At 40.0% G+C, this 13,005-nt stretch carries 13 protein-coding genes and 1 pseudogene; 3 read left to right on the forward strand and 11 right to left on the reverse strand.

The genetic code is table 11. From position 1 onward, the window contains the following. Nucleotides 1-14: 14 nt before the first annotated feature. Nucleotides 15-1,169 carry a hypothetical protein gene (locus tag N8A86_RS15940; RefSeq protein WP_273566286.1) on the reverse strand — a complete coding sequence of 385 codons (1,155 nt, stop codon included), beginning with the start codon at nucleotides 1,167-1,169 and terminating at the stop codon, nucleotides 15-17. A gap of 701 nt (nucleotides 1,170-1,870) precedes the next feature. Between N8A86_RS15940 and N8A86_RS15945 the strand changes: the two genes are divergently transcribed. Then, a complete protein-coding gene (locus N8A86_RS15945; RefSeq protein WP_273566287.1) occupies nucleotides 1,871-3,439 on the forward strand; it encodes an IS1182 family transposase in 1,569 nt (522 codons plus the stop codon). 97 nt (nucleotides 3,440-3,536) lie between these two features. Here N8A86_RS15945 and N8A86_RS15950 read toward each other — a convergent pair whose 3' ends face one another. Further along, nucleotides 3,537-4,085, reverse strand: coding sequence for a hypothetical protein (locus tag N8A86_RS15950; RefSeq protein ID WP_273566288.1), 549 nt, complete (start codon nucleotides 4,083-4,085; stop codon nucleotides 3,537-3,539). 460 nt (nucleotides 4,086-4,545) lie between these two features. Here N8A86_RS15950 and N8A86_RS15955 point away from each other — a divergent pair, with 460 nt between their 5' ends. Further along, the gene (locus N8A86_RS15955) at nucleotides 4,546-5,274 is read left to right on the forward strand and encodes a tyrosine-type recombinase/integrase (protein ID WP_273566289.1); all 729 of its coding nucleotides are present in this window, start codon (nucleotides 4,546-4,548) and stop codon (nucleotides 5,272-5,274) included. A 2-nt stretch (nucleotides 5,275-5,276) separates the two neighbouring features. Next, nucleotides 5,277-6,424: pseudogene (locus N8A86_RS15960) on the forward strand (IS91 family transposase). 263 nt (nucleotides 6,425-6,687) lie between these two features. On the opposite strand, the gene N8A86_RS15965 reads toward N8A86_RS15960, so the two are convergent. The 9 genes from N8A86_RS15965 to N8A86_RS16005 all read right to left on the reverse strand — a co-directional run bounded on the left by N8A86_RS15965 (nucleotide 6,688) and on the right by N8A86_RS16005 (nucleotide 12,792). Then, nucleotides 6,688-7,065, reverse strand: a complete 378-nt coding sequence (locus N8A86_RS15965; protein WP_273566290.1) for a carboxypeptidase-like regulatory domain-containing protein — start codon at nucleotides 7,063-7,065, stop codon at nucleotides 6,688-6,690. A gap of 149 nt (nucleotides 7,066-7,214) precedes the next feature. After that, nucleotides 7,215-7,643 (reverse strand): hypothetical protein, encoded by a 429-nt coding sequence (locus N8A86_RS15970; RefSeq protein WP_273566291.1) that lies wholly within the window; start codon nucleotides 7,641-7,643, stop codon nucleotides 7,215-7,217. 185 nt (nucleotides 7,644-7,828) lie between these two features. Then, nucleotides 7,829-8,344 (reverse strand): hypothetical protein, encoded by a 516-nt coding sequence (locus N8A86_RS15975; RefSeq protein ID WP_273566292.1) that lies wholly within the window; start codon nucleotides 8,342-8,344, stop codon nucleotides 7,829-7,831. 155 nt (nucleotides 8,345-8,499) lie between these two features. Further along, nucleotides 8,500-9,330 carry a hypothetical protein gene (locus tag N8A86_RS15980; RefSeq protein ID WP_273566293.1) on the reverse strand — a complete coding sequence of 277 codons (831 nt, stop codon included), beginning with the start codon at nucleotides 9,328-9,330 and terminating at the stop codon, nucleotides 8,500-8,502. 151 nt (nucleotides 9,331-9,481) lie between these two features. Then, entirely contained in the window at nucleotides 9,482-9,997 is a 516-nt protein-coding gene (locus N8A86_RS15985) for a hypothetical protein (RefSeq protein ID WP_273566292.1), read from the reverse strand. Nucleotides 9,998-10,099: 102 nt separating this feature from the next. Beyond that, nucleotides 10,100-10,495: a toxin-antitoxin system YwqK family antitoxin gene (locus N8A86_RS15990; RefSeq protein ID WP_273566294.1), complete on the reverse strand. Its 396-nt coding sequence runs from the start codon at nucleotides 10,493-10,495 to the stop codon at nucleotides 10,100-10,102. 226 nt (nucleotides 10,496-10,721) lie between these two features. Continuing rightward, nucleotides 10,722-11,087 (reverse strand): hypothetical protein, encoded by a 366-nt coding sequence (locus N8A86_RS15995; RefSeq protein WP_273566295.1) that lies wholly within the window; start codon nucleotides 11,085-11,087, stop codon nucleotides 10,722-10,724. 204 nt (nucleotides 11,088-11,291) lie between these two features. Next, nucleotides 11,292-12,077, reverse strand: a complete 786-nt coding sequence (locus N8A86_RS16000) for a hypothetical protein (protein WP_273566296.1) — start codon at nucleotides 12,075-12,077, stop codon at nucleotides 11,292-11,294. Nucleotides 12,078-12,291: 214 nt separating this feature from the next. Then, nucleotides 12,292-12,792, reverse strand: coding sequence for a hypothetical protein (locus N8A86_RS16005; RefSeq protein ID WP_273566297.1), 501 nt, complete (start codon nucleotides 12,790-12,792; stop codon nucleotides 12,292-12,294). Nucleotides 12,793-13,005 lie beyond the last annotated feature (213 nt).

Genomic DNA, 13,005 nt, shown 5'->3' on the forward strand with positions numbered 1-13,005 from the left:
GTATTTTTTATAATTTATTTGCGTTGTGCCTTAATATACACTTCAATATTATCCGGTCGCCCGTTCACAAAATGTAGGGCAGTCAGTCCATCTTCATTTTGGTCGATGACCGCGGGAATGGAACTGGTGGTTAAAAACCATCCTTCGGGCAAAACCACCACATTGCGGTTTCTGCCGAAACTACGGTCCCAAACCAGTTCATCTTCATCGAGACCGTATCGGTTCTCGTCGGTATAGGTCTCCGTAATGCGTAGGCGTTTTGATTGACCTTCTTCGACCGGATCATACCATATGGCGATAACTTCGGAGGTTTCGGTAATCGGCCCATCGATTGCTATTCCTTTTTCTGCGATTTCTTGCCCTTTAAAAGTTTCTACTTTTAGCGATTCTCCAGTATCTAAAAGGATTGCAGAAGGGTCTGAGGCTTTGCTTCCTGCCCTGACGATATTGAGATAGCGATCCATACCTGGTCGTGTCTCGGTGTAATCGTGGTAGAGCCGAAAGGAATGGGTCTCGGGCTGCCGTAAAAAATAAACGATTTCACGGTTTTGGTAGGCACGTTCATCGAATTCCCACCCTAACCGGACTTGTGCCATATTTCTTCCCGAACCGGAATTATCAAAAACGTATTTGTTCTCTTCCGGTTTTTTAATGCTTACGGTTGGCGGTAATGGTTTTGCCTTGATTTTCAAGGGAATAGCTTGCGGTCCATCATTCATAAAACTAAGTTTAATATGGCCCTCTGAAGTCAATTGCACCTGTGAAGGATAATTGCAATGGGTCAATTCATAGCCTTTTGGCAGTACGATGCTGTTTCGTTCGATGCCCAAACTCCTCGAAAAAATGATAGATGCATCGTTCGTAAAATAACTTTCTGCATCTTTATAGGTCTTGTCGATTCGTAACCGCGCCTCCCCATTTTCAGGAACGACGCGCGCCAATTGTATTTGCAGGTATTCGCCTTCATCATTGGCATTGGCGAGTCCATTTTGTTTTGCGGTCTTGCCGTCTACGATTTGCCAGGTTAGTTCTTTTCCGGAATATAAATCCCAAACCGCATCGACTTGATGTTCACTTCCTTTTCGTAGCGTGTTCCAATAATACTTGGCCCCTGCGGCGGTAGCACTAACGTCATATATGATTCGGAACGATTGGCTTTCAGGTGTCAAAAGTTCGTAACGGGTATAACTATCGGCTTGGGTCTGTTGCCCGATAGTCGAAGTGCAAAAGCATACTGCGAAAACTAAAAAAAAGTTTTTACAACGACTCGAAAAATAGCAGGGAAGATGGATAGAAAATTTGTTGAATTGGCCATTTGCTAATATAAAGAACTTGTTTAGCAAGACCATGTTTTGTTTTGTAAAAAAATGTTTTTAGATAGGGGGTTATTGCTGCTAAGTCAGGAGACTTCGCAGAGGGTAAATTTATAGTTCAGAATTATTAATTTGATTGGGCAACAATGCTTACATTAAAACTTCCGGTCTGGTTTAAATTGGCAGTATGGGAATTCCCGATTTGAAAGACCTTTGCAAAGTTGCCTAATTGTCCGTTTTGACTAATAGTACTAAGGTGTCCCTCGCCCACTTGAAAAGATTTCGCAATACTCCCGAGCGAATTTTGAGAGATAGTGGTTTGATTATTATATCCTTGTTGATTGATTATGGCCATATCGTTCTCTCCTTCTTGAAAGATTTGACCATTATGGTTTAAAAGCCAAATTTAAAAATTTGGTGGTCTTTGTGAATTAGCACAAACCTTTCGATTTAGCAATTACTAGCTATGTTTTATACACGGTGTGCCTGTTGCACAAGTTAGCGAAAAAAGTTGTTGATGATCATTGTGCTTTGGAGGTTGGATCGTAACTTTAAGTATGCAAGGCAAGAAAGATTATCAAGAAAAGCTGTTCGCCCAATTCCAGCTTAGCGAACGGATCCCGAAGAACAATTTTTATCGGGGTTTAAGAGGTGCCATCGATCTGGATTTCCTCTATCCCCTTACCAAGGATTACTATGGGCAGAGCGGCCAGAAGAGCATTGACCCTGTTGTATTTTTCAAGTTGTGTTTGGTTGGTTATCTGGAGAACCTGATCAGCGACCGCAAGCTGATCGACCATTGTTCGCTGCGTTTGGATATTCTATATTTCATTGGTTATGATATTGACGAGGAGCTGCCATGGCACAGTACTATAAGCAGGACACGGAATCTTTTTCCTGAAGCCCTGTTCGAAGAAGTCTTCACAGGAGTTTTGAGTCTGTGTGTTGAAAAGGGTATGGTCAGCGGTCATACGCAAGCTATCGATAGTGCACCTGTCAAAGCGAATGCCAGTATGGATACCTTGGAACTAAAAGTGCCGGAAGAAGATCTGGAAGAACATCTTCGAAGGGTCCGGGCGATCAGTTCAATGGATAAAGAAACACCCCATCGTAAGAGTAAAGGCGACAGGTCGGATAAAGGTCAACGCGGTATAACTGCAAGCAAGAAGGAACTTGATGCGATAAAGGGCCGTAACAAGAAATGGGCGAAGGATCAGGACCAAAGACCAGGGGCGGGCAACAAGGGTAGTAAGTACACCAGTAACAAGACGCATTATAGTCCGACCGACCCTGACGCCCGTATCAGCGTAAAGCCGGGCAAGGCCCGGAAGCTGAACTATCTCTCACAATTGAGCGTGGACACCGCACACCATGTAATCACCGATATCAGGGCTTACCACGCTGATGGCAAAGACAATCAGCAGCTTCCCGATATCGTAAGGAGATTAAAGAAGCGATTGTGGAAGCAAGGTCTGGTTTGGAAAAACTGTGTAGCCGATACCGGGTATAGCAGCGGAGAGAACTATGCCTTTCTCGAAGCGAAGGGGCTAAAGAGTTTCATTCCGCCCCACGGCACCTATAAGGGCGGCCCAGATGGTTTTGTATACGTTGAAGAACAGGATTTTTATCTATGTCCTCAAGGCAAGGTCGTTCCTTTCAAGAAAGTATTTTTGGACAGCCGCACCAAGACAAAAAAGAAGTCTTACCGTGCATCGAGCAAGATCTGCAAGGGCTGTCCGCTACGGTCTACATGTTTGGGAAAGGTGAACGAGAAACAGTTCTCGGTCACCTATTATCGAGAAGAATACGAGCGTAACATCGAACGGGTGAACAGTAAAGAGGGCAGGTACATGAAGGGCAAGCGGCAGAGTACTGTGGAACCGGTCTTCGGGACCCTCACCCAGTTCATGGGCCTGCGCAAGATAAATACCATCGGTATCGGTCAGGCGAACAAGGTCATGCACCTCTCGGCGATTGCATACAATCTCAAAAAGTATCTAAAATTCGTTCAAAAACGTTCTAAAAGTGGGGTGGGGCAGCTTGCTTTTAAGGTCTTTGTGAAAAGTGTTGTCCAAGACCTGTTTTCAGCTTTGTTAAGGCATCGAAAATTGACTTTGATTTATTGACAGGATATAGAAAAACCCCCTTACAGTGGCTTATATCGATTCAATATTTCAAAAATTATTGGCTTGCGCAACGGTTACCATTGTTGTAACACGTTTTTTAGCTTTCTAAAAAGGTTAGGTCTAGATAATTATTATGCGGATTTTGCGAATCAACATACAATTCCGTTTTCTCTTTGACTGCGAAATGCATTTTCAATTTAGTCAGCTCCATATCAATATTCAGTTTATACTTGATTAATTCATTTTGATATGGCACTTCAAGTAATATTACATTATGATTTACATCAACATATTCATTCCGCTGTTGATATCCACTTCCTACTGTTATTTCCTGTTTGTAACTGTTCGTTTGGATTTTTAAATTATCTAAATCTATTATTAGTTTGTCTCCAGTTTTTACCAATTTGTTTATTCTCTCAATATTTTCGTCAGATGCTTTTTTTATTATCAGTTTTGTTTTAATCATATAGATTAACATCGGAATAATTAGGACTAATCCTATTCCAACAAAATACCAATTTGTCTCTCCAACTGGCACGTATCTTCCCCTTCCACCAATTCCTGTATAAATCAATGCAATTCCTAAAAATGTTAATCCTGCAAAAAGCCATCCACCAAAGTCAGACAATATATTCTTAATATTCATTGATTTTTTAAATGTGTTACAACGGTTGGGCTAAGCGTAGTGCGGAGGCAAGGAAACTTTTCGTTTCCGTCTGCCGACGTAGCCAAAGCTTATTGTTTTGCTTTTTCTTTTTTGTTCCAAAGCTAAATCCATAAGATTTAGCGACTTTATAAATATACACAGACCTTTCGGTTTCGCCCTAAAGTCCGCATTACGTTTAGGCTTTGTTGAACTAAACCTAAAGGTAGCTTTTGGTACGAGACCATTGGCTACCTTTATTAGTTCCAATAAATTCTAATATTTAAAATTATGAAAAAAAAGTAGTACCCTTATCGAAAGGGCCAGTGAAAGTGTTCCCGGATTTGATGTGACCTACCAAAAGTTGAAGCGTTCAGTGGAACTCTCGGGCAAGAGCCAAAGTACCTTGACCAATTATGCGCGCTGCCTTGCCCATGTTGCCCTGCATTTCAACTGCAGTCCGTTGGAACTGGACTCGGAGCAAGTGTTGGATTACCTGCACCACCTAAAATCGCTGCACAAGACCCCTTCGGACAGTTTTTTCAAGCACACGGTCTATGGCCTTCGATACCTTTATCGGGTGTACGGACTTCCCGAACATCGGGTCGCCCTTCCTTCCATAGAAAGGCCGAAGAAACTTCCAGTGGTCCTGAGCAGGAACGAGATCAAATTACTTCTAAAGACCCCGAAGCTGCACAAACACCGATTGATGCTGGCCTTGCTCTACGGCTGTGGTCTTCGCAGTCTGGAACTGCGGAACCTGTGTATCAAAGATATCGGTATGGACAGGGAACAGCTGCATATCCGCCAGGGGAAAGGTCGCAAGGACCGCTATGTTCCCCTGTGCGACCTATTGGTGCGTGGCATACGCAAACACCTGGCATCGGAAAGGCCGGTACAATGGCTTTTTAATGGCAACAATGCAGAGGGCAATGCTGTAGGCCTATCCGCCAATGGGGTACGATGGGTGGTGAAACAGGCCAGGCAACAGAGCGGTATCCAAAAAGTGGTCACCACCCATACTCTCAGGCACAGCTATGCCACTCACTTATTGGAGATGGGCATGGACATCATGACCCTGAAAGACCTGTTGGGCCATGTGGCCATCCAGACCACCCTGGTGTACCTGCATGTAGGGCGGATCGACAAACAAATGGCCTTTTCCCCTTTGGAGAGGCTTTATACCCGTTAAGGATGCAGGTGCGCCATGAAGTGGCGCAGGTGTTGGAACGCAACGTGGGGGACCTATCGGGGCTTTGTGCCAATAGCTGGCAGGCAAGGACATTGCATGCGTTGCGCAAATGCCGTACTTCGGCCTTGGGAGGCCATATCGATAGGTGTGACAATCCCATATGCAACAGCCTGCACCTGAGCTACAACAGCTGCCGTAACCGCCACTGCCCCAAATGCCAGGGGCACAAACGGGAAGAATGGATCAGGGCAAGGGAAGCGGAACTGTTGCATGTTCCCTACTTCCATGTGGTGTTCACCCTGCCCCATGAATTGAACCGCATATGCCTCTATGCCCCGAAAGAAATATACGGCCTGTTTTTCAAAACGGCATGGTCGGTCATCCGGGATTTTGGGGCCAACAGAAAGTTTCTCGGGGCCGCTACGGGCATGATCGCGATACTGCACACCTGGGGGCAGAACCTGTCATTGCACCCGCACCTGCACTGCATTGTCCCGGGTGGCGGCATTACACCATCGGGAAGATGGAAGCATATCAGGAACAAAGGCAAGTACCTGTTCCCGGTAAAGGCGATGGGCAAAGTCTTCAGGGCCAGGTTCACAGAAAATCTCAGAAAACAGTTCGATCATCCTGCGGCTTTTTACGACAAGCTCTTCGCCAAGGACTGGGTGGTGTATTGCAAGGCCCCGTTTTACAATACTTCGCAGGTGGTGGAATATCTGGGCAGGTATACCCACAAGATCGCCATAAGCAATCACCGCATCGTAAAATCGGGGGAGGGCACCGTGACCTTTTCCGCAAAGGACTACCGCCATGGTGGCAAAAAAGCGTTGCTCCGATTGACGGATGAGGAGTTCATCAGGCGCTTTTGTCTGCATATACTCCCCAAGGGCCTAGTACGCATACGCCACTATGGGATACTGAGCAGTAGCAAAAAGAAGACTGTATTGCCCATTGTACGGGACCAGGTAGGTGCTGCCACGGTAAAAAGAGACCCGGGGCCGATCCTGCACAGAAGATGTCCCACATGCAAAAAGGAAGGTTGGTCACACTGATGACCTTTGACAGTAGGGGGCCACCGAAACATTGGACCGAGAAACTGGAAAACCGACATACAAGGCCCCAAAACAGAACAGCTCAATGGCTGTAATAGATGACCATTGCCCAAATCGGGGGTTCTTGATAAAACGGTGGCCCGCTACGAGCGAACAAAGGGCCTTTAAAGAAGAAAAAAACAATACGCCTTGAATTTGGGCAGTAGATCCAATTTTATCAAGGGCACATAGCTACAGGATCCCATGCCCGATCCACACCAATCCCCATAGGAAGAGAATACCGACCCGGTTCAGTCAACACTGGCTTCATGTTGGGTCGTACCGACCACACGAAGCCTTAGTTATTGTGCATAGTATTTTAATACCCAGACCCAAGTTCTATAACAAGCTCAACCTTTTCAGTAACTCCAACCGTTATGGAGTCTCTAAAACTAAAAAGTCCCACATATTCCGTCCGTATTAAATACTTTCCAGATGGAATATTTTGAAATTTGAAATTACCGCCTTTGTCGCTAGTTTGAACATATGAATTTTTAATACTTATTAATTCAATGTTTGCCGCTCCCAAACCATACCTGTCGTTTTTTTCAATTATTTTCCCATAAATATCAGCGCGTAATGTCGCCCCGGTACTACTTTTGTTTACTGTAAATACATTTCCATCGCCCCTTTTTGGTAAAGTCCGGCAACTGTTTAGGATTAATAATATTAAGACTATGATTGCAATGTTTCTCATTTTATGCACAACGTTTATGTATATGGAAAGTTGCGTGTTTGTGTGCGAGGATTTTCCGAAGGAAAATCAGAAGCTAGCAAACAAAGCAACTAACATTGATTAAGCACAAAACAGCAATTTTTTATATACGGTGTTGTGCGTAGTATTTTTTATAGTTCAATTATTTTCGTAAAATTATTATCCAGTTTAATTTCCGCCGTTAATGTCAGAGGAAAAACATCTGTTAGCTTTTTTCCTATTTTTTCAGCAAATGGAATTGGACCATCTTTTTCCAGTACAAAATCGGGTGCTGGTTTTGTCAACAAAGTAATCCAACTATCATTGATATAAAAACTGTAGTTTGTTAAAGAACCTTCGTTAATGTCCAGATTACAAATTCCATTAAATTCAGTTTTGTCGTTTGTTTTGCAATTTATTCTAACCCAAATTTGTTCGTCGCATATTTGTTCAAAATCATAATCAGTCAGAGGTGTTACTAAAATATCAATTCCATTTTCAAGGTCGTATTGAGTGCAAATCCAAATTCTATTATTGTCAAAATCTGATAATTCTAAATTATGTATTGATTTTTCTAACATTCACTATTTATTATTAATATCGAGATTTCCCATATTACGCACAACGGTTGGGCTAAGGTTCGTTGCTGTGATTCGTCCGAAGGACAATCCAGCCGAACCTAAAGATAGCTTTTTGCGTGTGATTTCCGTTTAGGAAATCCGCAAGCAATGAATTTTAGGCTTTGTTGTGCGTAGGCTTTTTTCTCCTAACTGCAAGACGAATAATTATTTGGGCAAAGTTTTTCGGATTCAATCCATCCAGCAATTCGTTTTCCTTCAAAGTCAACAGAAACCTTAGACCATTCCGCACCACATTCTTCAATCGTGACAAATCCGGCTTTCCAATTTTTAATTTCTATCAGTTCCGATAACCTGTCATTCGGTTTACTATAAAAAATCAAATCCATATATTCCTTTTCATGTTTCATAAAAGCGCCTATGTATTCTCCTCTTTCAATCCAGCCATGATGCATTGTATCGTCCATTGCTAGTCTTATTTCAACGCAAAAAAAGTTGTCTTTAAGTTCTTTAATTTTTAGGTCAAGATGATTTTCGTTTTTTATATCATTATACAAAGATGTCAATTCCTTTCCGTGCGGTTCGTCAAAGATTTTCACTTCTCCTTCGTATTTCCAGTAAATGACCGCCCCACATAATTCTGTTTGTCCAAATCCAATTTGACAAATGATTAGTAAAAAGAAGGTTGTTAGTATATGTTTCATTTTTTTCAGCTTACGCACAACGGTCTCGGCTATGAGTAGTTGCGTGGTTTAGCGGTTAATTTAGCAAGTACACACCAAACTGAAAATCCGGGAGGATTTTCAGAAGTAAACGAGAACAAGCAATTACTTATAGCCATTGTTGTAAGCCGTATTTTTTATTCTTTTATTAAATGTATTCTCACATTATTATCAGTTCTTACCTGAGTTCCATTTACAATTCCTGGAACCCAAGTCGGATAATTTTTCTTTAAATGATTTTTGGCTAACTCAAATAATTCATTCTTATATTTTTTATTAGATTCCAGCCCTTCGAAAAAATAATTGATATAAAAACTATTAATTGTACTGTCTCTTTCTACTGTAAAACCAACATCAAAAAATGGCCATCCGCCATATTCTGATTTATCTTCTTCAATTTCCAAATTTTCAACTTTAACGTTAGGAATATAGTCTGAATTTCTATTTTTTTCAGATGGTAATTTCGGTCTTTCATCACAATCTCCATAATAAACAGCCAAATTGTTTTTTATTACATTTTGAAGAAATAGGCTGTCCGCTTTCTTGTGCATTTGCTGTTTAAAATCAAGTCCGTACTTATCCGCTAAAACTTTATCCATATAAGCTCCATAGCATCCTTGAGTTTGACCTTCAAAAACGACACAACCAATTAAGTCAATTTCATAATTTAAGCCATTTTGTTTGCAAAGCGCTTCAAGTTCTTTTTCATATCTATTATGTCCGTATAAAAATCCAACTTCTTGCGTGAATGCAATTCCATTCGTTTTTATTTCATCTTTAGCTCTATTAATTTCAGATATACAAAGTGTATCCGTCTTTTCTGGATTTGAAACATATTTAATTGGGTCAAATTCAACATATTCATTTTCCAAGTTGGAATCTTCAATTTCGGCAACTGGTTGTTTTTTATTCTCAACACAAGAAATGAAAATCGTTAGTGAAATTAATATGACGAAAGTTTTTTTCATATGGCTTACAACGGTTGGGCTAAGGTTCGTTGCTGTGATTCGTCCGAAGGACAATCCAGCCGAACCTAAAGATAGCTTTTGCGTGTGATTTCCGTTTAGGAAATCCGCAAGCAATGAATTTTAGGCTTTGTTGTGCGTAGGCTTTTTTCTCCTAACTGCAAGACGAATAATTATTTGGGCAAAGTTTTTCGGATTCAATCCATCCAGCAATTCGTTTTCCTTCAAAGTCAACAGAAACCTTAGACCATTCCGCACCACATTCTTCAATCGTGACAAATCCGGCTTTCCAATTTTTAATTTCTATCAGTTCCGATAACCTGTCATTCGGTTTACTATAAAAAATCAAATCCATATATTCCTTTTCATGTTTCATAAAAGCGCCTATGTATTCTCCTCTTTCAATCCAGCCATGATGCATTGTATCGTCCATTGCTAGTCTTATTTCAACGCAAAAAAAGTTGTCTTTAAGTTCTTTAATTTTTAGGTCAAGATGATTTTCGTTTTTTATATCATTATACAAAGATGTCAATTCCTTTCCGTGCGGTTCGTCAAAGATTTTCACTTCTCCTTCGTATTTCCAGTAAATGACCGCCCCACATAATTCTGTTTGTCCAAATCCAATTTGACAAATGATTAGTAAAAAGAAGGTTGTTAGTATATGTTTCATTTTTTCAGCTTACGCACAACGGTTTAGCTATGCGCAGTGTCCCGAAGGGCATTGCGTATAGGTGTTGTTGTAGCCAGTTTTTTCTTGAATTAATTCTTATTTCTATTTGAAAGTTTGTTCCTTTAAAAGTTTACCATTCTCATCGTAGACCTTCCAAGTCCCTCTCTTCTTTCCATGTTCAAAGCGACCTTCGTCCCAGAGTTGACCGTTGGAATGGTATCGTTTCCATACACCGTGCTTCTGTTCCTCATCATTGAATCCACCTGTCCCTCTGGGCTCACCATTCTTGAAGTACCATACCCACTCGCCAGTTATCTTGTTGTCCTTGTAGCTGCCCGTGGATTGCATCTGCCCATTATTTAGAAAGTAGGTCCATTTTCCTGACTTCTTTCCATTGTTGAACTCACCTTCGCAAGAAACAAGTCCATTCTTGAAGAACAACTTAAATGGACCATTCTTTGGTTTTCCGTTTTCATCAATTCCTGATATATCTTTCACTATGTCTGTTTTTTTAATTGGCTACAACGGTGAGGCTATGATTAGTGTGGGGCGGTGATTTACAATTCCCGTTGCGCCACAACTCGAAGCCAAATCTTTTTGTTTTGTTTTAATTTTTCTTGTCAAAAGCAAAATCCCAAAGATTTTGCGACCTCATAAATATACACAGACCTTGGCGTAAAAACCTAAACCCCACATTAATTATAGGCATTGTTGTATGCAGTTTTTATTTTTCAATCAGTTGCTCAATTTCTGTTTTGTCGGTCATTTTGTCAAACCACAAAATGTTAGAAATATACTTTTTACTCAATTCAAATTCATACTGTTTATTTCTATCCAGTTGTTCAACACGAATAGAGGTTAACGCAATTTGGTCATTTTCAGATGCAGGTCCATATGATAGAGCGAAAAAATAACGATATGGTGCGAATCCAGTATTTTCGAAAGGTCGAAATTCCAGTATTCTTTTCAGTCGAGCATAATCAGATTTTACAATTCCGAATCGTAGGTTTAGTTTTTTCCCGTTTATAGTATGTCGAATAAGTGATGAATAGATGTTTTCCGCTTTTGAAACGTCCAACAATTCAACCATATTTTCGTGATTATCTCGCATTTTTTAAAATTGCATACAACGGTGAGGCTATGGCAAGTAGGGCGGTCGGTAAGCGATTACTTTCCACCACGCACTTAGCAAAACCTTTGGGTTTTGTTTTTTCTTTTCTGGACAAAGCAAAATCCCAAAGATTTTGCGGACTTTCCAAACACGCCCAAGCCAATGGATTCAGCACTTACCGCCCTATTTGCTATAGCCATTGTTAGCAATAGTTTTTATCCGTTCGCCTTTTAAATATCCAAGATTTTCATATTCCTCCGATTTATAAACTCGGAAAACTTGGTTTATTTCGCTTTCAGTTAATTTTTGAATATTTTCTTTGAGTATTTCGTCTGAAATTGATTTGTCTGCAAATATTCGAAAATGACTTTCATATTTTAGTTTCTCTTCGTGATACTTGTCTTGCGGATTAATCTTTTGTTTGAATTTAAAAATATCTTTTTCGAGAGAATCCAATCCGTTTCCAAATTCGGTTACAATTGTTACACTACCATTCTTATTTCCAGCAAATATTTTAAATCCATAATCGCCGTCTATTTCCATATGTTGGACTTTGTTATCAATTGGTAATTTAAAATCAATTGCACTTTTTTTACTTAGATAATTCACATAATTATTTGCTCTAATCAAATTGAACCTTCTTTCTTCCGTTGAGTCTTTTATTGTGCAGAAAAGAGTGTCTTTACTTTTTGAAAGAATGTAATCTGTTTTGAATCTTTTTGGGTTTTTCTGAGTAGAATCTGGGAAACGTAAATGATAATCAAATTCTATTCTCGATTTATTTGCTGTCCATTGAACGTTTTGAGAACCCATTTCAATTAAAATGAGACTGTCTGGATAAAAGAACATTCGTGTAAATCCATCATTTTCAATTCCGTACCACTTTCCATTCAATTCCCGTTCAAAGGAGTTTTGTCCGCATGATATTAGTACCAAAGCAAATAGTAAAATCAGGATGTAAATTTTCATTTTCAAAATTATTGCTAACGTCTCGGCTATGATTAGTGCGGCGCAGAAATCCGACGGATTTCCAGCTACGCGCTAAGCAAAAGCTTTTGGTTTTGTTTTTTCTTTTTTTGTCCAAAGCAAAATCCCAAAGATTTTGCGACCTTATAAATATACACAGACCTTGGCGTAAAACCCATAAGTCCGCATTAATTATAGGCATTGTTACCACACGTTTTTATTCCGTTTCGAGTTTCAAAAAGTCGTAACCTTTATGTTTTAAATAAGTCATTCCATGAATCTTAAACTCGTTTTTCGATAAATATTCAATATTGGTTGTGTCGGAAAATACCAACCCTACTCGTTCCATTTTTACTTGACCATTTATTTTAATTAGACCAATATATGTCGGGCAGGATTTATAAGGCAATATTTTGGTCCGTTTGATTTCGGATGTATACGGAATCTGTTCCCAAGTCGTTGAATTTTTCTCCTTATTGAAATTTAGCCATAATATTTCTTGTCCATCTACATCGTCTTTAGGAATCCAAAATCCATTAAGATTTTCACGTACCGAATCCAGTTGAGTTAAGTCAATTTCAGAATTATTTTTTGCAACAATTAGATTCCGTTTTGGGTCTGAACATCCAAAAAAGAAAAAAGTTAGAATTGATATGCAAATGATTAGTCTCAAATTGTCTTTTTTTTTGAAGTTCTCATAAATCATAACAAATTCCATTCCTTTTTTACTGATTTTAGTTCAAGAAATAAATAGAGTTTCTTAATATGAGAAATGTGTGGTAACGGCTGGGCTAAGCGTAGTGCGGTAGTAAGGAAACTTTTCGTTTCCGTCTGCGCACGAAGCTAAAGCTTATTGTTTAGTTTTATTTTTTCTTGTCCAAAGCTAAATCCATAAGATTTAGCGACTTAATAAATATACACAGACCTTTTG

The sequence above is a fragment of the Maribacter halichondriae genome (assembly GCF_027474825.1).
Classification (GTDB): domain Bacteria; phylum Bacteroidota; class Bacteroidia; order Flavobacteriales; family Flavobacteriaceae; genus Meishania; species Meishania halichondriae.